The 21,593-nt window shown below is 69.3% G+C and carries 26 protein-coding genes; 5 read left to right on the top strand and 21 right to left on the bottom strand.

Annotated features, from left to right (window positions below; translation table 11 throughout):
* Positions 1–14 precede the first annotated feature (14 nt).
* The 10 genes from E0H50_RS09230 to E0H50_RS09185 form a co-directional block, all read right to left on the bottom strand.
* On the bottom strand, positions 15–1,088 hold the full coding sequence (locus E0H50_RS09230) for a PP2C family protein-serine/threonine phosphatase (protein WP_131286213.1): 1,074 nt from the start codon (positions 1,086–1,088) through the stop codon (positions 15–17).
* Positions 1,073–3,427: a serine/threonine-protein kinase gene (locus E0H50_RS09225; protein ID WP_131286212.1), complete on the bottom strand. Its 2,355-nt coding sequence runs from the start codon at positions 3,425–3,427 to the stop codon at positions 1,073–1,075. The genes E0H50_RS09230 and E0H50_RS09225 overlap by 16 nt, the downstream gene beginning before the upstream one ends.
* On the bottom strand, positions 3,424–4,539 hold the full coding sequence (locus E0H50_RS09220; protein WP_131286211.1) for a hypothetical protein: 1,116 nt from the start codon (positions 4,537–4,539) through the stop codon (positions 3,424–3,426). The genes E0H50_RS09225 and E0H50_RS09220 overlap by 4 nt, the downstream gene beginning before the upstream one ends.
* On the bottom strand, positions 4,536–5,531 hold the full coding sequence (locus tag E0H50_RS09215; RefSeq protein ID WP_131286210.1) for a glutamate ABC transporter substrate-binding protein: 996 nt from the start codon (positions 5,529–5,531) through the stop codon (positions 4,536–4,538). Before E0H50_RS09215 ends, E0H50_RS09220 begins: the two co-directional genes overlap by 4 nt.
* Positions 5,528–6,856 carry a hypothetical protein gene (locus E0H50_RS09210; protein WP_131286209.1) on the bottom strand — a complete coding sequence of 443 codons (1,329 nt, stop codon included), beginning with the start codon at positions 6,854–6,856 and terminating at the stop codon, positions 5,528–5,530. The genes E0H50_RS09215 and E0H50_RS09210 overlap by 4 nt, the downstream gene beginning before the upstream one ends.
* Positions 6,853–8,226, bottom strand: a complete 1,374-nt coding sequence (locus E0H50_RS09205) for an AAA family ATPase (protein WP_131286208.1) — start codon at positions 8,224–8,226, stop codon at positions 6,853–6,855. The genes E0H50_RS09210 and E0H50_RS09205 overlap by 4 nt, the downstream gene beginning before the upstream one ends.
* Entirely contained in the window at positions 8,223–8,804 is a 582-nt protein-coding gene (locus tag E0H50_RS09200; RefSeq protein ID WP_131286207.1) for a hypothetical protein, read from the bottom strand. The genes E0H50_RS09205 and E0H50_RS09200 overlap by 4 nt, the downstream gene beginning before the upstream one ends.
* 34 nt (positions 8,805–8,838) lie before the next feature.
* Positions 8,839–10,089 (bottom strand): toxic anion resistance protein, encoded by a 1,251-nt coding sequence (locus E0H50_RS09195; RefSeq protein ID WP_131286206.1) that lies wholly within the window; start codon positions 10,087–10,089, stop codon positions 8,839–8,841.
* A gap of 98 nt (positions 10,090–10,187) precedes the next feature.
* The gene (locus E0H50_RS09190; protein WP_131286205.1) at positions 10,188–10,643 is read right to left on the bottom strand and encodes a dihydrofolate reductase; all 456 of its coding nucleotides are present in this window, start codon (positions 10,641–10,643) and stop codon (positions 10,188–10,190) included.
* Entirely contained in the window at positions 10,640–11,431 is a 792-nt protein-coding gene (locus E0H50_RS09185; RefSeq protein WP_131286204.1) for a thymidylate synthase, read from the bottom strand. Before E0H50_RS09185 ends, E0H50_RS09190 begins: the two co-directional genes overlap by 4 nt.
* A 50-nt stretch (positions 11,432–11,481) precedes the next feature.
* Between E0H50_RS09185 and E0H50_RS09180 the strand changes: the two genes are divergently transcribed.
* Positions 11,482–12,132 carry a peptidyl-tRNA hydrolase gene (locus tag E0H50_RS09180; RefSeq protein ID WP_131286203.1) on the top strand — a complete coding sequence of 217 codons (651 nt, stop codon included), beginning with the start codon at positions 11,482–11,484 and terminating at the stop codon, positions 12,130–12,132.
* On the opposite strand, the gene E0H50_RS09175 is transcribed toward E0H50_RS09180, so the two are convergent.
* The 4 genes from E0H50_RS09175 to E0H50_RS09160 are packed head-to-tail and all read right to left on the bottom strand — an operon-like array spanning position 12,111 to position 14,102.
* The gene (locus tag E0H50_RS09175; protein WP_131286202.1) at positions 12,111–12,701 is read right to left on the bottom strand and encodes a dihydrofolate reductase family protein; all 591 of its coding nucleotides are present in this window, start codon (positions 12,699–12,701) and stop codon (positions 12,111–12,113) included. The genes E0H50_RS09180 and E0H50_RS09175 overlap by 22 nt on opposite strands.
* A gap of 2 nt (positions 12,702–12,703) precedes the next feature.
* Positions 12,704–13,303 carry a dihydrofolate reductase family protein gene (locus E0H50_RS09170; RefSeq protein WP_131286201.1) on the bottom strand — a complete coding sequence of 200 codons (600 nt, stop codon included), beginning with the start codon at positions 13,301–13,303 and terminating at the stop codon, positions 12,704–12,706.
* A 2-nt stretch (positions 13,304–13,305) separates the two neighbouring features.
* The gene (locus E0H50_RS09165) at positions 13,306–13,776 is read right to left on the bottom strand and encodes an SRPBCC domain-containing protein (RefSeq protein ID WP_131286200.1); all 471 of its coding nucleotides are present in this window, start codon (positions 13,774–13,776) and stop codon (positions 13,306–13,308) included.
* Positions 13,773–14,102 carry an ArsR/SmtB family transcription factor gene (locus E0H50_RS09160; protein WP_131286199.1) on the bottom strand — a complete coding sequence of 110 codons (330 nt, stop codon included), beginning with the start codon at positions 14,100–14,102 and terminating at the stop codon, positions 13,773–13,775. Before E0H50_RS09160 ends, E0H50_RS09165 begins: the two co-directional genes overlap by 4 nt.
* A 124-nt stretch (positions 14,103–14,226) precedes the next feature.
* On the opposite strand from E0H50_RS09160, the gene E0H50_RS09155 reads away from it, so the two are divergent.
* The gene (locus tag E0H50_RS09155) at positions 14,227–14,451 is read left to right on the top strand and encodes a hypothetical protein (RefSeq protein WP_131286198.1); all 225 of its coding nucleotides are present in this window, start codon (positions 14,227–14,229) and stop codon (positions 14,449–14,451) included.
* Positions 14,451–14,933 carry a Clp protease N-terminal domain-containing protein gene (locus E0H50_RS09150; RefSeq protein WP_131286197.1) on the top strand — a complete coding sequence of 161 codons (483 nt, stop codon included), beginning with the start codon at positions 14,451–14,453 and terminating at the stop codon, positions 14,931–14,933. The genes E0H50_RS09155 and E0H50_RS09150 overlap by 1 nt, the downstream gene beginning before the upstream one ends.
* Here the strand turns inward: E0H50_RS09150 and E0H50_RS09145 are convergent.
* From E0H50_RS09145 to E0H50_RS09120, 6 genes are all read right to left on the bottom strand, one after another.
* On the bottom strand, positions 14,930–16,438 hold the full coding sequence (locus E0H50_RS09145) for a multicopper oxidase family protein (RefSeq protein ID WP_238150861.1): 1,509 nt from the start codon (positions 16,436–16,438) through the stop codon (positions 14,930–14,932). The genes E0H50_RS09150 and E0H50_RS09145 overlap by 4 nt on opposite strands.
* The gene (locus E0H50_RS09140) at positions 16,435–16,866 is read right to left on the bottom strand and encodes a hypothetical protein (protein WP_238150860.1); all 432 of its coding nucleotides are present in this window, start codon (positions 16,864–16,866) and stop codon (positions 16,435–16,437) included. The genes E0H50_RS09145 and E0H50_RS09140 overlap by 4 nt, the downstream gene beginning before the upstream one ends.
* Positions 16,863–17,228 (bottom strand): hypothetical protein, encoded by a 366-nt coding sequence (locus tag E0H50_RS09135; protein WP_131286196.1) that lies wholly within the window; start codon positions 17,226–17,228, stop codon positions 16,863–16,865. Before E0H50_RS09135 ends, E0H50_RS09140 begins: the two co-directional genes overlap by 4 nt.
* Before the next feature lie 58 nt (positions 17,229–17,286).
* Entirely contained in the window at positions 17,287–17,631 is a 345-nt protein-coding gene (locus E0H50_RS09130; protein WP_130384500.1) for a hypothetical protein, read from the bottom strand.
* Positions 17,632–17,812: 181 nt separating this feature from the next.
* Entirely contained in the window at positions 17,813–18,028 is a 216-nt protein-coding gene (locus E0H50_RS09125; RefSeq protein ID WP_131286195.1) for a hypothetical protein, read from the bottom strand.
* A 74-nt stretch (positions 18,029–18,102) separates the two neighbouring features.
* Complete coding sequence (locus E0H50_RS09120) at positions 18,103–19,140, bottom strand: LacI family DNA-binding transcriptional regulator (protein WP_131286194.1); 1,038 nt, start codon at positions 19,138–19,140, stop codon at positions 18,103–18,105.
* 100 nt (positions 19,141–19,240) lie between these two features.
* Here E0H50_RS09120 and E0H50_RS09115 point away from each other — a divergent pair, with 100 nt between their 5' ends.
* Together E0H50_RS09115 and E0H50_RS09110 are read left to right on the top strand one after the other, a co-directional pair.
* Positions 19,241–19,945 (top strand): copper homeostasis protein CutC, encoded by a 705-nt coding sequence (locus E0H50_RS09115; RefSeq protein ID WP_131286193.1) that lies wholly within the window; start codon positions 19,241–19,243, stop codon positions 19,943–19,945.
* Complete coding sequence (locus E0H50_RS09110; RefSeq protein WP_131286192.1) at positions 19,942–20,208, top strand: DUF4031 domain-containing protein; 267 nt, start codon at positions 19,942–19,944, stop codon at positions 20,206–20,208. Before E0H50_RS09115 ends, E0H50_RS09110 begins: the two co-directional genes overlap by 4 nt.
* Positions 20,209–20,231: 23 nt before the next feature.
* Here the strand turns inward: E0H50_RS09110 and tuf are convergent, their stop codons facing one another.
* On the bottom strand, positions 20,232–21,419 hold the full coding sequence (gene tuf, locus E0H50_RS09105; RefSeq protein WP_131286191.1) for an elongation factor Tu: 1,188 nt from the start codon (positions 21,417–21,419) through the stop codon (positions 20,232–20,234).
* Positions 21,420–21,593 lie beyond the last annotated feature (174 nt).

The following is a 21,593-nucleotide window of genomic DNA, read 5'->3' as shown; positions in this document are numbered from 1 at the left end:
CGGGTCCCTCTCCCTTAAATGCGTGCGAGCGCGACGGTGATGTTGTCCTGACCGCCCTGGGCGTTGGCCCAGTCAACCAGGGCGGACGCGGTGGCCAGCGGTTCGCCGCCCTTGTCCGCAGCTGTCTGACGTACGAGGTCGGCCAGCGGTGCCGCCTCGGAGCAGTAGTTCCAGAGGCCGTCCGAGCAGACCAGCAGCCAGCCCGGACCGCTCACCTGCTGCGTGGTGGTCCGTGGCGTGTGGTCCGGCGCGTCCTTACCCAGCCAGCGGGTGATCGCGTGTGCGTGCGGACCGGACTCGGCCTCCTCGCGTGAGACCCCGGTGGCGATCAGCTCGGCGGCCCACGAGTCGTCGACGGTCAGTGCGACCGGCTCGCCTGCGTCCGGGAACCAGTACGCGCGGCTGTCGCCGACACTGCCCGCCACCAGCAGACCGTCCTCCAGGACGGCCGCGACGAACGTGCAGGACGCCGGGTTCGGGCTGTCCGGACTGGTGTTGTCGAGTACGGCGTCACTCGCCGCGTCGGCCGCCGCCTTGAGCCGGGCCGCGGTCGCGCTCGCCCGTGACGAGTCGGTGCCGAGGCCCTGCGCGCGACCGGCCTCGAGTACCTCACGCGCTGCCCGGGCGGCTGCCAGCGAGGCGACGTCGGAGTCGAGTGACGAGCTGACGCCGTCGCACACCACCAGCAGCGCCCGGCTGCCCGGCTCGGCGTCGGCGGCGATGGCCATCGCGTCCTCGTTCCGGCTGTGCCGGATGCCGCGGTCGCACACCCCGGCCACCCACGGAGCGGGCTGCTCCTCGAAGTGGTCGCGCGGCTTGGCAGCCTTGGTGCCGCAGGTCTCGCAGTACCCGTCCGCGCCGACGGTGCCGCCGCACGACCTGCACGGGCCGGCAGGAGCAGCCTCCGGACCGGGCACTGCGCCGATCTCCACGGTCGGCTCGGTGTCGGTGTCCAGCGCCGGTGAGGTCGGGGCGGTCCCCGGCTTCAGCTCGGCGCCGCAGGCCTCGCAGAACAGGTCCGCCTGGGACACCGCCCCGCCGCAGCTGGGGCAGACCGTGTCGGTCGTACTCGTCATCGCAACGTCCATCCTCGAACCTCGTTGGCCTGGTCGACCAGGGCGATCCGTTCCGGCCGGGTCTGCGCCTGGTCGGCCAGCAGCCGGTAGGTGGCCTCGAGCCCGTCCCGCAGGGAGGTCTCGGTGGCTGCCCGTCCGTCGATCCGCAGAGCTTCCTGCGGACCGGACTGCTGGACCTCGGCGAGCGCGGTCCGGAACACGTTCGCGGCCAGGTTGGCCCGGTCGACCGGGTCGATGGTCAGCGTCGCGATGCTGTCCATCGCCTGGGCGAGCGCGGGAAGGCCACGCCCCGATCCTGCCAGCACACCGGCTCGCTGGCGACGAGCCCGCACGTACGCGCCGCTGGTCGGCGGTACGAGTTCGAGTGCGTTGAGTGCGCCGTCCAGGTCGTTGCGCGAGGTCCTGATGTTGGTCAGGCCGAACGCCGACGGGGCGATGTAGTTGGCGTCGGTGCGCGCGCAGGTGAGGTAGAGGCCCTCGGCAACGTCGAACTCGCCGCTGTGCTCGCAGGAGATCGCCAGCGCGAGCTTGGGCGCCAGCTCACCCGGCACCTGGCCGTAGACGGCGTTGAACGCGGACTGCGCGGCCTTGGAGTCGCCACGCGCCAGGGCGACCAGTCCGGCCATCCAGACGGCTCGCCACTCCCACGGGTCCGCGTTGAGCAGGTCAGCGACAGCGGTGTCGACCATGTCGTAGCGCTCCGGTCCGACCTCAAGTGCAGCCTCAGCGACCTCGAGCAGGGTCTGCGGCGACTGCTCCGGCGCGTTGACCAGCAGGTCCAGACGCTCGGCCGGGTCCGGCACACTGACCGTCTTGAGCCAGCCGGCCATCTTGTCGCTGTCGTCCGGCGCCAGCGACGGCAGCTGCTGCCACGGCAGGGCCGCCTCGCCCAGACCGGCGGACCTGTCGCCCGGCGTACCGAACAGGAGCGACGACGCCGAGTGCTGGGCCGCCTTGACGCCCTGCTTGTCCGCCACGACCTCCCGCAGTACGCCGAGGAGCTGCACGCGGAACTCGTCCGCGGACTGGAACCGGTCCGCGGGGTCCTTAGCGCACGCCTTGGCCAGCAGACGGTACACCGAGTCGTACTTCTGGAAGAGCGGTACGTCGGCCACCGGCGGCAGCGCGTCGACGTACCGGCTCTGGTAGCCGCGGAACTCCATCGCCAGCACGCACAGCGTCCGGCCGAGGGTGTAGATGTCGGAGGCGATCGACGGGCCGACCTCGGCCACCTCGGGCGCCTGGAAGCCGACTGTGCCGTAGATCGCCGAGTCCAGGTCGTCGATCCGCCGGACACCGCCGAGGTCGATCAGCTTGACCGCGTCACCGACCTGGATGATGTTGTCCGGCTTGAAGTCGCAGTACACCAGCCCGAGGTCGTGCAGGTACGAGAACGCCGGCAGGATCTCCAGCAGGTACGCGATCGCCTGGTCGATCGGCAGCGCGTCGTACTGGCCGTTGTTGGCGGCCATCCGCTGCTTGAGCAGGGTCTTCAGCGAGGTGCCGCCGACGTACTCCATGACGATGTAGCCGGCGCCGTCGTGGGTGACGAAGTTGTAGATCTCGACGATCAGCGGGTGCTCGACCCGGGCCAGGAACTGCTGCTCGGCGATCGCGGCCGCGACCGCGTCCGGGTCCTCGGAGTTCAGCAGGCCCTTCAGGACCACCCAGCGGTTGGACACGTTCTGGTCCTGGGCCAGGTAGATCCAGCCGAAGCCGCCGTGCGCCAGGCAGCCGCGGACCAGGTACTGCCCGCCGACCAGGTCACCGTCCTGCAGCTTCGGCGAGAACGAGAACCGGTTGCGGCAGTTCGGGCAGAACCCCTCGGTCCGGCCCGGCTGACCGTTGCGGGCGCGCCCGACCGCGTGGCCGCAGTTCGGGCAGTTCCGGCGCTCCTCCGGGACCATCGGGTTGGCCAGGATCGCCTTGCTCGCGTCGATCGCCGGGATCGTCGGCACATGGGTCAGCCCGGCACCGAGCCGCGCGCCGCGCAGCCGGGTCGACGACGTACCGAGCTTGCGGGTCAGCTTCGAGCCGGCCTGTTGCGCCCGCGCCGAGCCGAGCGGCGTGGAGGCCAGCCGGTTGGAGGCGCGGGAGACGGTCGACACCGTACTGAGCGCGTCCGGCTCGCCACTGGCCGCCGTACCGCCGTCCGGGGCGGGCGAGCCGCACACGTCGCAGTACCCGTCGACATACGTCCCGGTGCAGCCCGGCTGGGTGCACTTGCCGGTGGCCGGGGCCGCGGTGGATGGTTGGGCGCTCGGCGCGGCGGGGGAGCCGCAGACGTCGCAGTACCCGTCCACGATGGAGCCGGTACAGCCCGGCTGGGTGCAGGCGGTGTTGGTCGTCATTTCGTCCCTTCCAGGTAGGCCTGGTAGGCCGCTACCAGTGCGCCGAGACGAGCCAGTTCCACCGGCTCGGTCTCGATCACCGCTCGGCCGCGCCGGTACAGCTCGGCGAGATCTTCGTTGCCCGGGGCAACACTTGCCGCCTTCACCTGATAGGCGTCCAGCAGCTGGGCCAGCTCGTCACGTCGTTGCAGAGCAGCGCCGTACGCCGCCTGCGCCTGACCGAGCGCCCGCCGTACGGCGTCCAGCCGGGTCAGGTACTTCGCCAGCTCGGCCGGGGTGTTCGGCACCGCCCCGAGCGCAGTCACATCCGGTACGGCGAGATGCGGCGCCGGACTGACCGTCGCGACCGCCTTGTCCGCCAACGCGCGCACAGCCGTGCCTTGTGCTTCGAGCTCGCTGCGTACTGTGCGGGCCCGGGCGACGTCGGCAGCGCGCTCCTTGCGGGTAGCGGCGCCGACGATCAGGTCCCGTTCGACCTTCGCGGCATCCTGGTCGAGCGGGCCGATCAGGCCGCCGATGTCGGCGCCACGCTTGTTGCGGTCGGTCAGGTCGACGAGCCGGCGATCGAGGTCGTGGTGCTTGGCGAGCGCGTCGTTGCGGACGTTCGCCGGTTCCTGCTTCACCAGGTCGCTGATCCGCTCCACCTGCGCACGCAGTTGCCGCAGGCGGGCGGCGAGATCGGCGTCACCGGGCTGAAGCGCGAGCTTCGCCCGCAGGCTGGACGCCAGCGCATCCGACAACTTGCAGGCCTCGGGCAACGAAACGGCCAGCGAACCGCCGGCACCGCCGGCGTCCAGGCCGCCCCAGATCAGCGTGGAGATCCGCTCGGTCTCCTGCTGCCCGACCCGGCCCGAGTCCCAGGTGACCAGGATCAACTCGTACCGGTCCGAGACCGCCTTCCAGACCGTCATGCTGAGCACGATGTCGGCACTCAACGCGTCCCCGTCGGGCGAGTGCAGGGCGGCCTGATCCAGCTCGTCCAGCTCCGCCTTCCGCCGATCCCGCCACTCCCCGAGCGCACCAAGATAAGAGAGCAGCTCCGTAGCAGGAACACTGCTCCCCATCCGCCCCGGCGGCGCAGGAGCCGAAACAATCGGCGTACGAACGGTCATCCGTGCACCGGAACGCGGCCATAGACCGCCACCGGCGGCACCGGCGCCTTACCGAGCGCGAGGGCGAACCACTTGTCGTACGACGTCTTCCACCGACCGTCGTCCTTCATCTGCTGCAGGACCACGTTCACGAACTTGACGAACTCCGGGTGCGTCAGCGAGATGCCCAGACCGTACGGCTCGTCGCTGAACCTTTCCGGAAGGACCTTGGCGTACGGATCCTGGGCGACGTCGCCGGCCAGTACCGTGTCGTCACCGCTGATACCCTGCGCCTTGCCCTGCTGGAACATCACCAGACAGCCCGTGTCGGTGTCGGCCGTGACCGCCTTGACCTTCGGGTTCTTCTCCTTGAGGTTCGTCAAGCTGGTGGAGCCTGCCGGTGCGCAGACCGTCTGACCGGACAGGTCCGCCGTGCTCTTGGCCGGGTTGTCGCTCTGGACGAGCGTCTTCTGGCCGGAGCGGTAGTACTCGGCGGAGAACGCGATGTCGTTCCAGCGGTCGCAGTTGATGGTCATGTTGCGCGCGACGATGTCGACTGGGTTCTTCGTGTCGCGCAGCGACGGGATCCGGGCAGGGCTGGAGATCACCCGCAGCTCGACCCGGTTCGGGTTCGTGTCGGCGTCGGGGAAGATGCCTTTGGCAACGGCCTGGATCATGTCGATGTCGAAACCCTGGATCTTTCCGGTGATCGGGTCGCGATAGCCCAGGTTGAAGCTGTCCGCGGACACGCCTGCGATCAGCCGGCCGCGTTCCTTGATCTTCGCCATCCACGAGCCAGCCGGCATCGCGCCGCCCGGTGCAGGGGTCTCGGCGTCCGGTGCGTACGACGCCAGAGCACTCTGGCCGTCCGCGCACGGCCTGGGCGCCGCGGGAGTCGTCGACGTGGTCGGCGGCGTTTCCTTCGCCGGGATCTGGGTGGCGGCGTAGTTGCCGTTGCCGCAGGCGGTGAGGAGGAGGGCGGTGGCGGCGGCCAGTGGGATCAGTTTCTTCATCGGTACTCCTCCAGACGCTGCGACATGCCCCAGGCGACCAGTAGCGCGGCCAGGATGCCGATCGGTATGCCGAGCCAGCCGATCGGCGGGAGGCCGTCGCGCGCATCCTTCAGTTCGCTCTGCACGGCGGTACTCGTCCGCGTCAGCTGCTGGTTGGACGAGGCGTCGAAGGCGCTGAACGTCGCGACCGAGTTGTCGGCCGTGTTCTTGCCGACGGCCATCGCGACGGCGCCGTCCCAGTTGCCCTCCGTGCCGTCGGCCGTCCGCACCTTGGTGTGCACGTTCTTGTACGCGGTCCACAGCCGCTGCAGGTTGCCGCCGCTGCCCCCGACCTTGCCCAGCTGCTCGTCCACCTGGGCGGCCGCCGCCGTGTACGCCTTGTCGAACGCGTCGCCGGAGCCCCGCGCGATCAAGGTCAGGCTCTCGTTCGAGCGTGCGTCGTACGCCGCGATCCGGGCCCGGGACAGCGCCAGGGTGCGGTCGTACTCGGCACTGCGCGTGTCCTTCGCGGAGCTCGACGCGCCGGCCAGTGCGACCCCGCCGATGACGGTGGTCAGCAGGACGATGGCGGCGCCGGCGGCGATCGGGACGTTGAGGTAGCGGTGCGTACGGCGGGCCAGCCAGCGGAGCGTGATCGCGAAGATCACCAGGCTCAGCAGGCCGCCGGCGAGGACCCAGATGGTGCCCTTGCCGATGCCGTCGAACTCGGTGTCGACCCGCTTCTCGTTCGCCTCGACCAGTGCTTTCACCAGCGGCAGCGAGTCGTCCTGCAGCACCGAGTTCGCGTCCTTCAGGTACTGCGAACCGATCGGGAGGCCCTGGCGGTTGTTGGCGCGGGCCTGCTCGATGAGGCCGCCGTACGTGATCAGCGTCTTGTTCAGCGCGCCCAGTACGTCGCGGTCCGCGGGCTGCGCGGTCGCGGCCTCGGCGATCAGCCCGGCGGCCGCGGCGAGCGAGTTGACGAAGTGCGCGCGCTGGTCGGGCGGTTCGAGACCGCCGACCAGGAACGCGTTGGTGGCATCGGCGTTCGCGCTCACCAGGTTGGTGTGGATCGCCTGGATGCGGACCAGTTGGGCGGTGTTCGCCTGGGCGCGGTCGAGGGCGCCTTCGGACTGGCTGAAGCCTTGCGCGGCGGCGAGCCCGAACACCACGCTCATCGCGGCGGCCAGGATCAGGAACGCGCGCATCCGGCCCGGCGTACCTTCGAACCACTGCGCGACGGCGCCGCGCGGATTGGCGGTCCTGGCGTTCGGCGCCGGCTGCGACGCGCCCGGCGGCGGGGCCGCCGGCACGGTCGCGGGCGGCGCACTCTGCGTCTGGGTCACGCCTGTTCTCCTTGCTCGATCTCCGTTGCGTCCGAAGAAGTGGCGAGAGGTGCCACCGCTTCTTCGGACGTAACGGGGGCTTCGGTCAGATCTTCGGCGAGGATCTGACGCAGTTGGTCCGTCGTGGGTGCCGGTACGTCGCGGAGCCGCCACGCGTGCCGGCCGATCGCGGCCTCCAGCACGTTGCGCGCGAACCGGCCGTTGCCGAACGAGCTGTCCCGCGCGGTCGTCGCAAGCACCTCGCGGAACTTGTCCACCGCCTCCGGGACCAGCTCGTAGTCCGCGGCCTCGGCGAGCCCGGTGAGGATGTCGGTGAGTTCGTCGTCGCTGTAGTTCTCGAACTCGATCGTGGTCCGGAACCGGCTGGCCAGCCCGGGGTTCGCGGCGATGAACGCCTCCATCGGCTCGGGGTATCCGGCAACGATCACGACCAGGTCGTCGCGCCGGTCCTCCATCTCCTTGACCAGCGTGTCGACGGCTTCCCGCCCGTACTGGTCGGCGCCCAGGTCGCCCGCGGTCAGGCTGTACGCCTCGTCGATGAACAGCACGCCGCCCGCCGCGGAAGCGACCACCTCGGCGGTCTTCGTCGCGGTCTGCCCGAGGTATCCGGCGACGAGCTCGGAGCGGTCGACCTCGACCAGCTGCCCCTTCGACAGCAGGCCGAGCGCCTTGTAGATCCCGCTCACCAGCCGCGCGACGGTCGTCTTCCCGGTGCCCGGATTCCCCACGAACACCAGGTGCCGCGTGATCGTTGGGCTCTTCAGACCGGCCTCGGTCCGCAGCTTCTCGACCCGCAGTACGGCGACCTGCCGGTGCACCTCCCGCTTGACCCGAGCCAGCCCTGTCAGCTCATCCAGCTCAGCCAGCAGCTCCTCAACCGTCTTCGCAGGCTCTTCCTCTACCGCTGCTTCTTCTTGTGGTGCTTCCTGCGTCTTCGGCTGCGGGGTCGAAGCAACCTGGAGCGGACGGGCACCTGCAGCTTGGAGCTGGGCTGCGGCTGCCACCGACGCGTTGCCTACTACCCGCATGGTGGGTTCGCCCAGCGTGCAAGCCGCGGACGCGACCTCCGCGAGCGCCTCGGCGTACGCCGCCTTCTCCGCGGAACCGTTGGCGATCAGCTCGGTGAGGACAGCCGTCGGAGCGCCCCGCCAGCGACGGCCACGGACCGCGGCGTCGAAGAAGGCCTGTGTCGTCGCGCCCTCGAACGCCTTGCCCCAGTCGGCGGGTGCACCGGGTGCCGACTCGGCCAGTGCCGCCGCCAGGGCGAGCGCCTCCGACCGGGCTCGGTCGTCCGCGACACCGGCGCGGCCGGCGACCACGAGCAGCTCGGACAACGCCTGCTGCAGAGACTTGCCCCCCGCGCCGCTCATGACCCTCCTCGTCCAGGTGGTGGTGCCAGTGGTCCCGCCGGTCCCAGGTCGGGCGGCGGGGTCGACCCGGTCGGGCCGAGTGCCAAGCCTCCGCCGGTGGAGCCGGTGCCGAACTTCTCCTGCAGGAACCTGCCGTGGGCGATCAGCGCCGCCGCGTCGGCGCGGTTCACCGCGTCGAAGACTTTGTCCATCGTCGCGGCCAAAAGGTCCAACTGGTCGATCAGGATCATCAGCGACGTCTTGCCGCGGTCCACCGGACGCGTGTCGGCCCACTGCCGCGGCAGCCGCAGGTACCCGCCGATCGCCTCCGGCAGGTAGTCGGTCGCCGTCGCCATCACGGAGTACGCCTGCAGGCTGCCGCCCAGGTTCCCGAGCCGCGGGATGGTCTCCCGAACGACGCGGACCACCCGGGCGACCCGCGACGCGACGACGGCCGGTACGGCGCCGCCGGCGACCAGCTGCTCGACGCGAACCAGCGCCGCCAGCAGGTCGTCGTTCGTCGGCGGCCTGGGGACCGGGGCAGGCTCGGGCTCCTCCTTGCGACCGGTCAGCCGCGCGAAGAAGTCACCTAGCGCCAATGCCGTCCCCTAGCCTTCCGTGGTTCCCTGCGGTTCAGCGACCGAGGTTGAGGTCGAGGCTGCCGTGGACGACCTGCTGGTTCTGGTTCGCGACCCGCTCCAGGTACGAGCGGGACTTGGTCACCTCGTTCTCCAGCGTGCCGATCGTGGCGGCCATGTTGTCCAGCGCTTCGCCCTTGAACGTGTCGATCGCGTCCATGGTCGCGTAGATGTTCGCGAACGCGGCCTGCAGCTGCGGCAGCCCGATCGTCGCGGACGCGGCCTGCTGCTGGATCGCCACCGAGTTGTCCTTGAGCATCTGCGAGGTGCGCTCGATCATGCCGCTGGTGGTGGTGTTCAGCGCGGTGATCTGGTCCAGGACGAGCTTCTGGTTGCCGAGCGCCTGCGCGACGATGACCGCCGTCCGCAGCGCCGACACCGTGGTCGTCGACGCCCGGTCGACGCCCTTGATCAGCTCGATGTTGTTCTTGATCACGATGTCGATGGCCAGGTAGTTCTGGATCGACACGGCCAGCTGGGTGAGCAGGTCCTGGTGCTTCTGCCGGACGTAGAACAGCACGTCCTCGCGGAACGCCTTCGCCTTGTCCGGGTTGGTCGTCTCCAGCTCCGCGATCGCCGCGGACAGCCGCGCGTCGAGGCGCTCGGCGACGTACACGTACTGGTTCAGCCGCGTCATCGCGTCCCAGAGCTGCTGCTTCTCCAGGTTCAGCGCGGCGTTGTCCTTGCCGAGCTCGTCCTGGCCGTTGCGGAGGCTGTGCAGGATGCCTTCGAGGTGGCTCTGCGCGGTCTGGTACTTGCGGAAGTAGTCCTCGAGCTTGTCCCCGAACGGGATCATCCCGAGGAGCTTCTTCACCCCGGTGGCTTCCTTCGGGTCCAGGTCCTCGACCGTTCTGCGCAGCTCGAGCAGCGTCTTGCCGACAGTCGAGCCCTCCGACAGGCCGCCTTCCTGGAGCGCGCGCACCGGCGACTGGAGCAGCCGGTTCGAGCTCTCGGCCGCGGCGCGGATGTCGAGGTCGCCCATGCTCCGCACGTCACTCGCCTTCGACGCGAACTCCGGCGAGCGCGGCTCGGCCGCCATCAGCGCGGTCAGGAACGTGTCCACCTTGGTGTCCAGGCCTGGCAACGCGGCCGGGTCGACGGCCGGCGCCATACTCGGCGCAGCGGTCTCGGCCACCGGCTGTGACGGCGCCGGCGCGGTCAGTATCAGCCCCGGTGCCGTGGCCGTCGGCGGCTGCAACGGCGCCGCGGCGGCGGCCTGAGCAGCGGTGTTGTCGGCTTCAGTCATCGTGTTCCCCTCCGAGAGGTGCCCCTGGATACCTCCGTGACGCGCACACAATCTACGCGGTTCCAGGTCTTCCTGGTGACCCCGTTGCCTACTCGTTGTTAGCTGCGGCGATAACTAACAAAGGTGAAGCCGTCGTGGGGGTCGCGGGCGGTCTCGCTCCAGTGTGCCGGGTCGATTTCCGGAAACGTGACGTCGCCGTCGGGGGACTGGTCGACCTCGGTGAGTTCGAGGGTGTCGGCGTACGGGAGGGCCTGGCGGTAGATCTCGCCGCCGCCGGCGACGTACAGCGTGCCGTCGTACTTCAGGGCCTCTTCGAGGGAGTGCGTGACGTCGACGCCGTCCGCCGACCAGTCGGGTTGCCGGGTGACGACGACGGTACGGCGTCCCGGGAGCGGCCGGCCGATCGAGTCGTACGTCTTGCGGCCCATCACGAGGGTGTGGCCGAGGGTGAGCTGCTTGAACCGTTGCAGGTCCTCGCGGATCCGCCAGGGCAGGTCGTTGTCCCGCCCGATCACACCGTTCCGTCCGACCGCGGCGATGAGGATGACCGTCATACGGCGATGGGGGCCTTGATCCCCGGGTGCGGGTCGTAGCCGACCAGCTCGACGTCGGCGATCTCGTAGCCGTCGATCGAGTCGCGCTTGGTCAGGTTGAGCGTCGGCAGCGGACGCGGCTCGCGGGTGAGTTGCAGGCGGGCCTGGTCCAGGTGGTTCAGGTACAGGTGCGCGTCGCCGAGCGTGTGCACGAAGTCACCGACCTCGAGCCCGGTCTGCTGCGCGACCATGTGGGTGAGCAGCGCGTACGACGCGATGTTGAACGGCACGCCCAGGAAGATGTCGGCCGACCGCTGGTACAGCTGGCAGGACAGGCGGCCGTCCGCGACATAGAACTGGAACATGGTGTGACACGGCGGCAACGCCATGTCGTCCACGTCGGCCACGTTCCACGCGTTCACGATGTGCCGGCGGGAGTCCGGGTTGTTCTTGATCGACGCGATCAGGTTGGCGATCTGGTCCACGTGCCGCCCGTCGGGCGTCGGCCAGGACCGCCACTGGTACCCGTACACCGGACCGAGCTCACCGTCGGCGTCGGCCCACTCGTCCCAGATCGAGATGTTGTTCTCGTGCAGCCACTTGACGTTCGTCGAGCCGCTGAGGAACCAGATCAGCTCCCCGATCACCGACCGCAGATGCAGCTTCTTCGTCGTCACCGCGGGGAAGCCCTGGGTGAGGTCGTACCGCGACTGGTACCCGAACACGCTCAGCGTGCCCGTCCCGGTCCGGTCCCCCTTCTCGGTCCCGTTGTCCAGCACGTGCCTCAACAGATCCAGGTACTGCTGCATGCCCTCACGCTACAACCTGCCGTACGGAGTCGACGTGGCAGACTCGCGGCGTGGAACAGGTGTTGACGCTGGTGGTCCGGGTCGAGAAGAACGCGCGGCCGAGTCAGACGGACGCGTTGGAGACCGCGGCGCGGGCGGTGCTCGCGATCCTGGCCGACGAGCGATCGTACGGCGAGGGCGAGTGGGCCGAGGCGATGACCGCCTGGCAGGACAACCACATCCGCAAGATCACCAAGCGAGCCCGCGGCATCGAGTGGCGCCGCGCCGAGGCCCTACCGGGCATCACAGTGCACGGAACCGGAGCTGAGGTTCGGGTGTTTCCGCCGACGGGCGTGGACGACGTACCGCCGGACCTGTTCAAGCTCCAGGTCTCAGGCACCGACTTCGAGGACACCGCAGACCTCCCGCCCCTCGAACCCGGCGTACCGGTCCTCTGGCTCAACCCCGCCCTGCACATGTCCAGCGGCAAGGCCATGGCCCAGTGCGGCCACGCGGCCCAGCTCGCGTGGTGGGAGCTGTCGGAGCAAGCGCGGAAGGAGTGGCAGCAGACGGACTTCGCGCTCGCGGTCCGTACGGCCACCCCCGCGCGCTGGCAGACGCTCCTCACCAGCAACCTCCCGGTGGTCCAGGACGCCGGCTTCACCGAGATCGCCCCGGGCTCCCGCACCGTGATCGCGGATCACCCTTTGCTGACGCGGTAATGCAGGTGGGTGACGCGGTCGCCTTCGACGACGCGGGGGTTGTCCAGGAGGAGTTCGGGGCCCACGTAGTCGCCGAAGAAGCGGCGGCCGGCGCCGAGGAGGGCCGGGGCCAGGTTGTAGGCGATCTCGTCGACCAGGCCGGCGGCGAGTGCTTGGCCGGTGAGGTTGCCGCCGGTGATGCTGACGTCGGCGTCGCCCGCGTACTCCTTGGCCTGGGCGACCGCTTGCTCGATGCCGTTGACGAAGGTGAACGGGGCGTCGGGGAAGGGCCAGTCGATCGGCGGTTCGTGGGTGACGACGAAGACGTGCTCGCCGACCGCGGGGACGCCGTTCCACCCGTTCGTGATGTCGAACAGCCGCCGGCCGATGATGCACGACCGCACGTTCGGCCAGGTGGAACCGATGTACTCCGCGCTCGCCGGGCTGACGTGGAACGGCCGGCCCGGGTCCGTCCCGTAGATCTCGACCGGACCGTTGTTGTACCAGTCGAACAGCGGCCCGACCCCGTCCTCGGTGTCGGCGACGAAACCGTCCAGTGACACGACGGCAGTTGCGATGACGTTGCCCATGACTACTTCACCACCTTGTAGGTCAGATGCTGTGCCGCGGGAGTCGACACGGCGTCGATGAGTTCGAGTGCGTACCCCGGCGCGGCCTCGGCCGGGAACAGCCGGGTCCCGCCTCCGAGTACGACGGGAGCTACGTGCAACCGCAGTACGTCGGCCAGCCCTTCGGCGAGCACCGCCTGGCAGATCTGTCCACCGCCCATCACGTAGACATCCTTGCTACCGGCAACTTCTACGGCCTGGGTGATCGCTTCGGCCGGACTGCCGACGAAGCGGAACCGGTCGCCCAGGCGTGTCTTGGTGGGCGGTGTGTGGGTGACCACGAAGACCGGTGGGTTGACCTCGCCGGTCGGCTTCGCGCCGTACCCCATCTCGTCGCTCCACCCGTCCGGGGCGTCGATCACGTCGAAGAGGTTCCGGCCCTGGACGACCGCACCGCTCGCTGCGAACGCGGCGTCGAGGACGGCGCGGTCCGCGTCGGTGCCGTGGAACACCCAGTCGTGGATGGTGTCGCCGCCGTCACCGAGCCCGTTGCCGATCCCGGCGTTGGGCCCGGTGACGTAGCCGTCCAGCGACACCGAGATGTCGACGACGACCTGGCTCATGATCAGCTCTCCTTGGCGAGCAGTTCGGCCAGGCGGTCCATCGAGTCGTTGATGCCGCTCTCCATCCCGTACTCGATCGACTGGTCGCGGGCCTCGACGGACGGGAACACGGACTGCTGGTGCAGCCGGACGCCCTTCTCGGTCGGCTCCAGCGTCATCTTCTCGATGCAGACCTGGCCCGGCGCGCCTTCCCACTCGAAGGTCTGGATGATCAGCCGGTCCTGCTCCACGGTGTGGAAGACACCGCGGAACGCGTACTCACCGGAGTCGTCGCGGTGCACGTACCGGTACTTGCCGCCGGTGCGTACGTCGTACTCCTCGATGGTCGCGTCGAGCTCGCGCGGGCCGAGCCACTCGGCCACCAGGTCGCGGTCGGACATGACCCGGAACAGCTGGGTCGGCGAGGCGGCGAACTCCCGCGTCACCTCGACGAACGGGGTGCCGGCCGGGGTGTTGATGGTGGTACCGCTCATGATTCCTGCTCCTTCAGTAGTGCTTCCATCCGGCGGAAGCGGCGTTCGGTTTCGAGCCGGTACTCGTCGATCCAGCTCGTCAGTGCCTCGAGGGCGGCCGGCACCAGGTGGCAGGGACGGCGCTGGCCGTCCCGGGTCCGGGTGATCAGCCCGGCGGCCTCGAGCACTTGGATGTGCCGCGACACCGCCTGCTTGGTGATCGGGAACGGGTCGGCCAGTTCGTTCACGGTGGCCGGGCCGCGGGACAGCCGCGCGATCATCGCTCGCCGGACCGGGTCGGCCAGTGCCGCGAACGACCGGTCGAGCTGACCATCGTCAACCATCATCTTTATCAACCGTTCCCTTGATCAACTGATGTGTTGAATATAGACAGAGGTGACGCCGGCCGTCAACCTGTCGGTTTTAGCAACTTGGGTTGACAAACCGGGGTTGTCAACCTAGGTTGCTTACATGACCGATCTGGTGGACCCCGAGGACCCCGCGGCGGGGCTGGCCGCGGTGGTGGCGCTGCGCCGGCTGGCCGACCGGCTGGAAGACAGCCAGGTGGAGCGGGCGATGCGGGCCGGCTGGAGCTGGTCCGAGGTCGCCGAGGTGCTGGGGGTCACCCGGCAGGCCGTGCACAAGAAACACGCCCGGCGGCTGGTGGCCGCCGGAGTTGCCCTGAGGAGGCGCTGATGCCGGACCACAAGGATGTACGCGCGATCCTGGTACGCGCGGCCCGCGCCGAGGCTCGCCGGGACGGCTCCCGGACGATCGAGGCCGAGCACGTGCTGCTCGCCGTCGCCGCGCTCGAGGACTCGGCGGCCGCGCGGCTGCTGGCCGACGCCGGGCTGACCGAGGATGCGATCCGAGCCGCACTGGACCGCGAATGGGAGCAGAGCCTGGCCGTGGCCGGGATCGCCGTCCGGATGGGATTGTTGCCGGAGGCAACGCCGGACGGGGACCGTGACCCGCAGATCGGCGAGTCGACGAAGCTGCTGTTGCGCCGCGGAATGGATGCTTCGCCCAAGGGCGCGCGCTTCGGCTCGATGCGCATCCTGTTCGGTCTGCTCGACTCCGAGCGTGGCCGAGTGGCCCGTGCGCTACAGACCGCCGGCGTCGACCGCATCGCTCTCCGCGCCAAGGCCGCGGAAGCCCTCGCCGCAGGCACCCGCTAGATCGTCTCGAAGGCGGCCATCATGGCCATGTCCTCGTGTTCGAGGTTGTGGCAGTGGATCAGGTACTTGCCCTTGTGGGCGGTGAACTTGACCAGGACCTCGACGACCTCGGCGGGGCGGATGTCGACGGTGTCCTTCCAGCCGTGGTCGTACGCCGACAGCTTGCTGCTCCCGCCCCGGGTCAGGACCTGGAACGGCGCGAGGTGGACGTGCACCGGGTGATGGACGTCGGTGACGAACGACCAGACCTCGTACTGATCCAGCTTCACCTGCGCCTGCATCACCGCGGGATCGAACGCCTTCCCGTTGATCGTCCAGCCGCGGTGGCCCCCGGCGTCACCGCGCCGGAACTGCCACTCCCGCCGTACGACACCGCTCGGCCGGGGAGTCACGGCGTACGACGAGAGCGTCGCCGGGATGCTCGTGTCGTCGACTGCCTTGCGGGCGATCTTGAAGCGCAGTACGCCGGCGTTCTTGTCGAGCTTGTTGACGATCGTGACCTCGTCGCCGGGCTGGTACTGCGAGAAGTCCACGACCACGTCGAACCGCTCGGCCGGCGCGATCACCAGCGTCCTGTGCTCGACCGGCTTGTCGAGGAGTCCACCGTCACTGCCGATCTGCACGAACGTCGCCGGACCCTTGTCGAAGGCGAGCTCGTACCGGCGAGCGTTGCTGGCGTTGAGAATGCGGAAGCGGTACCGGACCGCGTCCACCTCGTGCACCGGCCACGGTGCGCCGTTCACCAGCGTGACGTCGGCGACGACACCCTCCATGTACGCCGACTCGACGCCGGGACCGTCCTTCGCGGCGGGGTACAGGAACGCCCCGTCCGCGTCGAACGCACGGTCCGCGATCACCAGCGGGATCTCCCGATCGCCCTTCGGTAGCGGGAGGTTCTCCTCCTCGTCGTCCCGGATGATGTGCAGGCCGAACAGTCCGCGATACACCTGTGGTGCGGTGTAGTCCATCGTGTGGTCGTGGTACCAGAGGGTCGCGGCGCGCTGCCTGTTCGGGTACGTGTACGTGCGCTTGCCCATGGTCATGTCGCCGCCGGACATGTGGTGGCCGGCGTGCTGTCCGTTCGTGGGCATGATGAGGTCGAGCGGCCAGCCGTCACTCGGGGCGGGCGTGTGGCCGCCGTGCAGGTGGACCACGGTCGACACGTCGAGCTCGTTCACCTGCTCGACCACGGTGGTACGTCCGCTGCGTACGTCGAACGTGGGGCCCGGGAGCAGGCCGTCGTACCCCATGACCTCCGTCTTGAGACCGGGGAGGATCTCCAGGCTCGCCTTGCGCTGGACGACCTGGTAGTAGTCGGCCTTCGCGTCGGAGCGGGTCGGCTTCTTGACCGGTGGGATCGGCAGCGGCACCTGGAACGGTGTGGGCAGTTTCGCCTTGCTGCGCAGGAGTTCTCCGGCCTGTGCGGGCTTGGCCTCTGCGCCACAACCGGCCAAGGTCGCGACGGCGCCGGCGGCCAGGAACCCGCGGCGGGACAGCCTCATCATTTCGCCTCCCGGCGGTTCAGGCGTGCGGTGCGGCGGAACGACCAGACCGCCATCCAGCAGACGGTGCCGACGATCGCGGTCCCGAGCGGGACGTGTACGGCGAAGTTCTGCAGGTAACCGAACGTGAGCTGCACGAACTCCGCGACGACGAGGATCGGGGAGACCAGCGCCGGCCAGATCCGGCCGCGACCGACGAGGGTGTAGCAGGCGGCCGCGACGGTCTGGAGGAACGCGATCATCCAGATGGTGCCGCCGACCGTGCTGTGCACGTCGGTCATCGCGTCGACGTTGCCGGACAGGAAGTAGCCCGCCGCGATCGGCTGTGCGATCACGAACGCGGCGTGCAGAACCAGCGTGATCCGCAGGACGTGCAGGCTGACGCGCGGCCGGCGTACCTTGGCCGCCGGTTGCGGTTCGAGGGTGATCATGCCGCGACCACCTGGCGCTTGTTGACCCAGAACGCGAAGACGACCGTGGCAGTGACAAGCGCGATGCCCAGCGGGACGTGGACCGCCAACTGGCGGCTGTACCCCATGGCGATCTGGACGACCTCACCGGCGAGGATCAGCAGACTCGCCGCGGGCGCGGTCCAGCGGCCGCCGGTCCACCACCAGATCGTTGCCAGTAGCAACTGGGCGAGTCCGAGGAAGGCCAGGGCCAGCCCGATCGGTTCGTGCATCCGCACGCCACCGGGGGAGCCGTCGAGGTACACCCCGGCGGCCACCGGCTGCAGGCAGATCGCCAGCGCATGGACCCCGGCCGTCAGCCGGAGCACGTTCAGGACCTTCATGTAGACAGACAATAGTAGTCTGGCTACATGTAGAGCAATCAGGTATTACCCGGAGGGGTCAGGTGAGGTGCCCCAGGGGTGCGACGGAGATGCCAGCGCGTTCGCAGACCCACTGCGGGTCAGGGCCGAGCTCCGGCTCGATGCGGAGCTCGTGGTCGTGCAGGTCGTCGCAGGCGGTGCAGCGCGGCCAGCGGACCCCGGAGTCGACCAGGCGGTCCTGCACGTCCTGCGCGACCAGGCCGGCGATGTGTTCGGCGCCGTCCGGCCACTGGTCCAGCCACCACTGACGACCGGCGACGGCGTCCTCCAGCAAGGACACCATCACCGCGTCGTCGAAGCCCCGCGCGGCGAGGTCGTGCAACACCATCGCCCGCGCGCTCAACAACACCCCTGGCTCGTTCATCGCCCTTCAGAGTGCCAGACCCCTCCGACAAATCCACGCGGCGACCACCTCCCGGCCTCGGCACATTTGCCTGGTGGGCCAGGCGGGTCGGGGGTTCCTGACCCAATCTCCGGGTCAGGAACCCCCGATTTCGCTGGTCTGCCAGGCAAATTGGGTGGTCAGCCAGGCAAATGGAGCGGGGTTAGTTGGCGGGGGTGGGGCAGGTGGGGGCGGGGTCGATGCGGTTGGCGAGGCGGAGCTCGTGGGCGGCGACGGTGCGCAGTACGGCGCTCAACCGCGAGCGGATCGCCCGGTTGCGGGGCTCGTCGTACGGCTGCTGGGGAGCGTTGGGGAGCGCCGACTGAGCGAGGGCGCTGGCGTTCTCGACGGCGGTGTTGCCGGCAATGAAGTGCGTCATGATTCTGCTCCCTCCTGAGAGCGTGATTGATCGGCCCGGGAACCGGGTGGTTCCAGGGAGGTTGTGTGGAGTTGTCAGTGCTTCGGCGCCGGTCCGCTGCTCGAGCGGACGATCAGCTGCGTCGGCATCAGGAGCTGGCGTTCGGTCGTGGCCGGGTCGAGCAGGATGCGGCCGACCGCACGTCCCTTGTCCTTGATCGGCTGCCGGACCGTCGTCAGCCCGGCCGTCGATGCGGCGGGAATGTCGTCGAATCCGGCCAGCGTCAGATCGCGACCCGGGGTCAGTCCCCGGACCTTCATCGCCTCCAGCGCACCGAGCGCCAGGATGTCGCTCAGTCCGACGATCGCCGTCGGCCGGTCCTGCGAGTCGAGCACGAACTCGGCGCCCTTCAGTCCGGACGCAATCGCGTTGTGGCCGCCGGAGACGATCCGCAGCCGGGCGTCCGGCATCGCCTTCTGCAGGCCCTGGATCCGCAGCTCGCAGTCGGTGTACCCGACCTCGTCGAGCGTCAGCTCCACCGGCCGCCCGCCGGCTGCCTGCGCGTTGTCGACCAGTACGACGACCTCGCGGTGACCGAGCCGGGCCAGGTGCTCGCCCAGCTGTGCGGCCGCCTCGACCTCGTCGATCGCCACCCAGGAAAGGTCCGGGTGATCGCCCCGATCGGTCGACACCGCGGGGATCCCGCGGTTGGCGAGGATCTCGAGCGCCGGATGACCGCCCGGTACGCAGAAGATCGCCGCCGCGTCGATCGCGGCCTGCTGGACGGCGTTGCTACCGCCGGCGATGTCCGTGGAACTGAGCGGCATCAGCAGCAGGCTGGTGGCGAACTCCTCGGCGACCTCCGCGAGGCCGGCCAGGAAGCCGACCGCGTACGGGTCCGAGAAGGCGTAGGCCAGTTTGTCCGTGAAGAGCACCCCGACCGCGCCGGCCTTCCCGCTGCGCAGGGCGCGCGCGGAGGCGTCCGGTCCGGCGTACCCGAGCTCCTGGGCGGTGGCCAGGATCCGCTCGCGCAGTGCGGTGGAGAGCTGATCGGGCTTGTTGTAGGCGTTCGAGACGGTCGACGGCGACACGCCCACGGCCTTCGCCACGGTCTTCAGCGTCACGCCCGGCATCTCGATCACCTCTTCTGTATCGTTCTTCTAAATCGTTCTAGAAAAACGATACAGAAGACACTGCGGGAGTGCAACCGCAAGATGGGAGATGATGGCGCGCATGGGTTCGTTGCTGGAGATCATCGCGCTGCACCCGGCGGACGCTGAGGCGGCACAGGAGGGTGGGGCGGACCGGCTGGAGCTGTGCGCCTCGATGGAGGCGGACGGGTTGTGCCCGTCGGTGTCGACCGTCAGCGCGATCCGGCGGGTCACCGACCTGCCGTTACGGGTGATGCTGCGCCTGGAGAACTCGTTCACCGCGACCGGCGCCGACCTGAACCGGCTGACCGCGATGGCACAGTCGTTCCTGTCCGCGGGTGCGGACGGCTTCGTCCTCGGGTTCCTGACCCCGGACAACCAGGTGGACGTCGAGTCGGTGTCCGCGCTGGTCAGCACGTTCGCCGGTACGCCGTGGACGTTCCACCGCGCGATCGACGCCGTACTCGACCAGCAACCGGCCTGGCGTGCCCTGCGCACCCTGCCCGGGCTGGACTGCGTACTGACGGCCGGATCGTCCATCGGGGTCAGCCACGGTCTCGACGACCTGTGCAAGCTCGCCAAGGAGGACCCGGCGGTCGCCGGCGTGATGATGGCAGGCGGCGGTCTCCAGCCCGAACACGTGCCGTGGCTGTACCAGAGCGGCGTACGGCGTTTCCACGTCGGTACGTCGGTCCGCCAGGACGGCTCGTGGACGAAGGCGTACGTGAACTCCCGTTTCGTCCGCTCCTGGCGCAACCTGCTCGACGCCCAGGACGCCCGCGAATGATCCTGATCGATCCGCCGGCCTGGCCGGCCTGGAACCGTGTCTGGTCGCACCTGGTCAGCGACGAGTCCTACGAGGAACTGCACGCCTTCGCGAAGGCAGCCGGCATCCCGGCCCGCGGCTTCGACCGCGACCACTACGACGTACCCAGCGACCGCTACGACGACCTGATCGCCGCCGGTGCCGTACCGGTCTCCAGCCGTGAGCTGGTGGAACGGCTGATCGCCGCAGGGCTCAGACACAGGAAACGGCCCTCAGCAGGCTGAGGGCCGTTCCTTGCTGGTCGAGACTAGTCGAGCAGTTCGGTCACTGTGCCGGCGGCGACGGTGTGGCCGCCTTCGCGGACCGCGAAGCCGAGGCCGACGTCCATCGCGATCGGCTTCTCCAGCTCCACTCCGAGCTCGATCGTGTCGCCGGGCATCACCAGGGCGATCTCACCCAGGTCGATCCCGCCGGACACGTCCGTGGTCCGGAAGTAGAACTGCGGCCGGTAGTCCGCGGCGAACGGCGTGTGCCGGCCGCCCTCGGCCGTGGACAGCGCGTGCAGGTTCGCCCGGAACTTCCGGTGCGGCCGCACGCTGCCCGGCAACGCCACCACCTGGCCGCGACGGACCTCGTCGCGCTTCACGCCACGCAGCAGCACCGCCGCGTTGTCACCCGCGTCCGCGGACTCCAGCGACTTGCCGAACGTCTCCATCCCGATCGCCGTGCTGGTGACCGTCGGGCCGAGACCTACGACCTCGACCGCGTCGCCGAGCTTCAGCGAACCGCGCTCGACCGCACCGGTGACCACGGTGCCGCGGCCGCTGATGGTGAGCACGTTCTCGATCGGCATCAGGAACGGCTCGCCCAGCTCACGGTCCGGTACCGGCACGTAGTTGTCGACCGCGTCCAGCAGCTCGCCGATCGCGGCGGTCCACTGCGGGTCGCCTTCCAGCGCCTTCAGTCCGGACACGCGAACGACCGGTACGTCGTCGCCGGGGAAGCCGTACTCCGTGAGGAGCTCACGGACCTCCAGCTCGACCAGGTCGAGCAGCTCCGGGTCGTCGACGGTGTCCGCCTTGTTCAGCGCGACCACCAAGTACGGCACGCCTACCCGGCGCGCGAGCAACACGTGCTCCCGCGTCTGCGGCATGGCGCCGTCCTGTGCGGACACGACCAGGATCGCGGCGTCCACCTGGGCGGCGCCGGTGATCATGTTCTTCACGTAGTCGGCGTGCCCGGGCATGTCGACGTGCGCGTAGTGCCGGGTCGCGGTCTCGTACTCGACGTGCGAGATGTTGATCGTGATCCCGCGCTGCATCTCCTCCGGCGCACGGTCGATACCGTCGAAGGCGACGAAGCGGTTCACACTCGGGTCGCGCTCCGCGAGCACCTTGGTGATCGCGGCGGTCAGCGTCGTCTTGCCGTGGTCGACGTGACCCATCGTCCCGATGTTGAGGTGCGGCTTGGTCCGCACGAACTGGCTCTTGGCCATCAGAATTCCTTTGTCTGTCAGAAGATTCGGTGTGCGCCAGGACCCTCCGGCAAGCCCTCACAGCGCTGTCACCGCGTGGAGGGGGCCGGTACGAGCCACCCTCCTCCGCGGGTCCTGCGCAGCAGGAGGAGGGTCAGCTTCGAGTGCCGGTGCAGGCTGCTGAATCGACTGACA

Source organism: Kribbella sindirgiensis (assembly GCF_004331435.1).
GTDB classification, from domain to species: Bacteria; Actinomycetota; Actinomycetes; order Propionibacteriales; family Kribbellaceae; genus Kribbella; species Kribbella sindirgiensis.
This window is presented reverse-complemented; position numbering and strand designations above follow the sequence as displayed.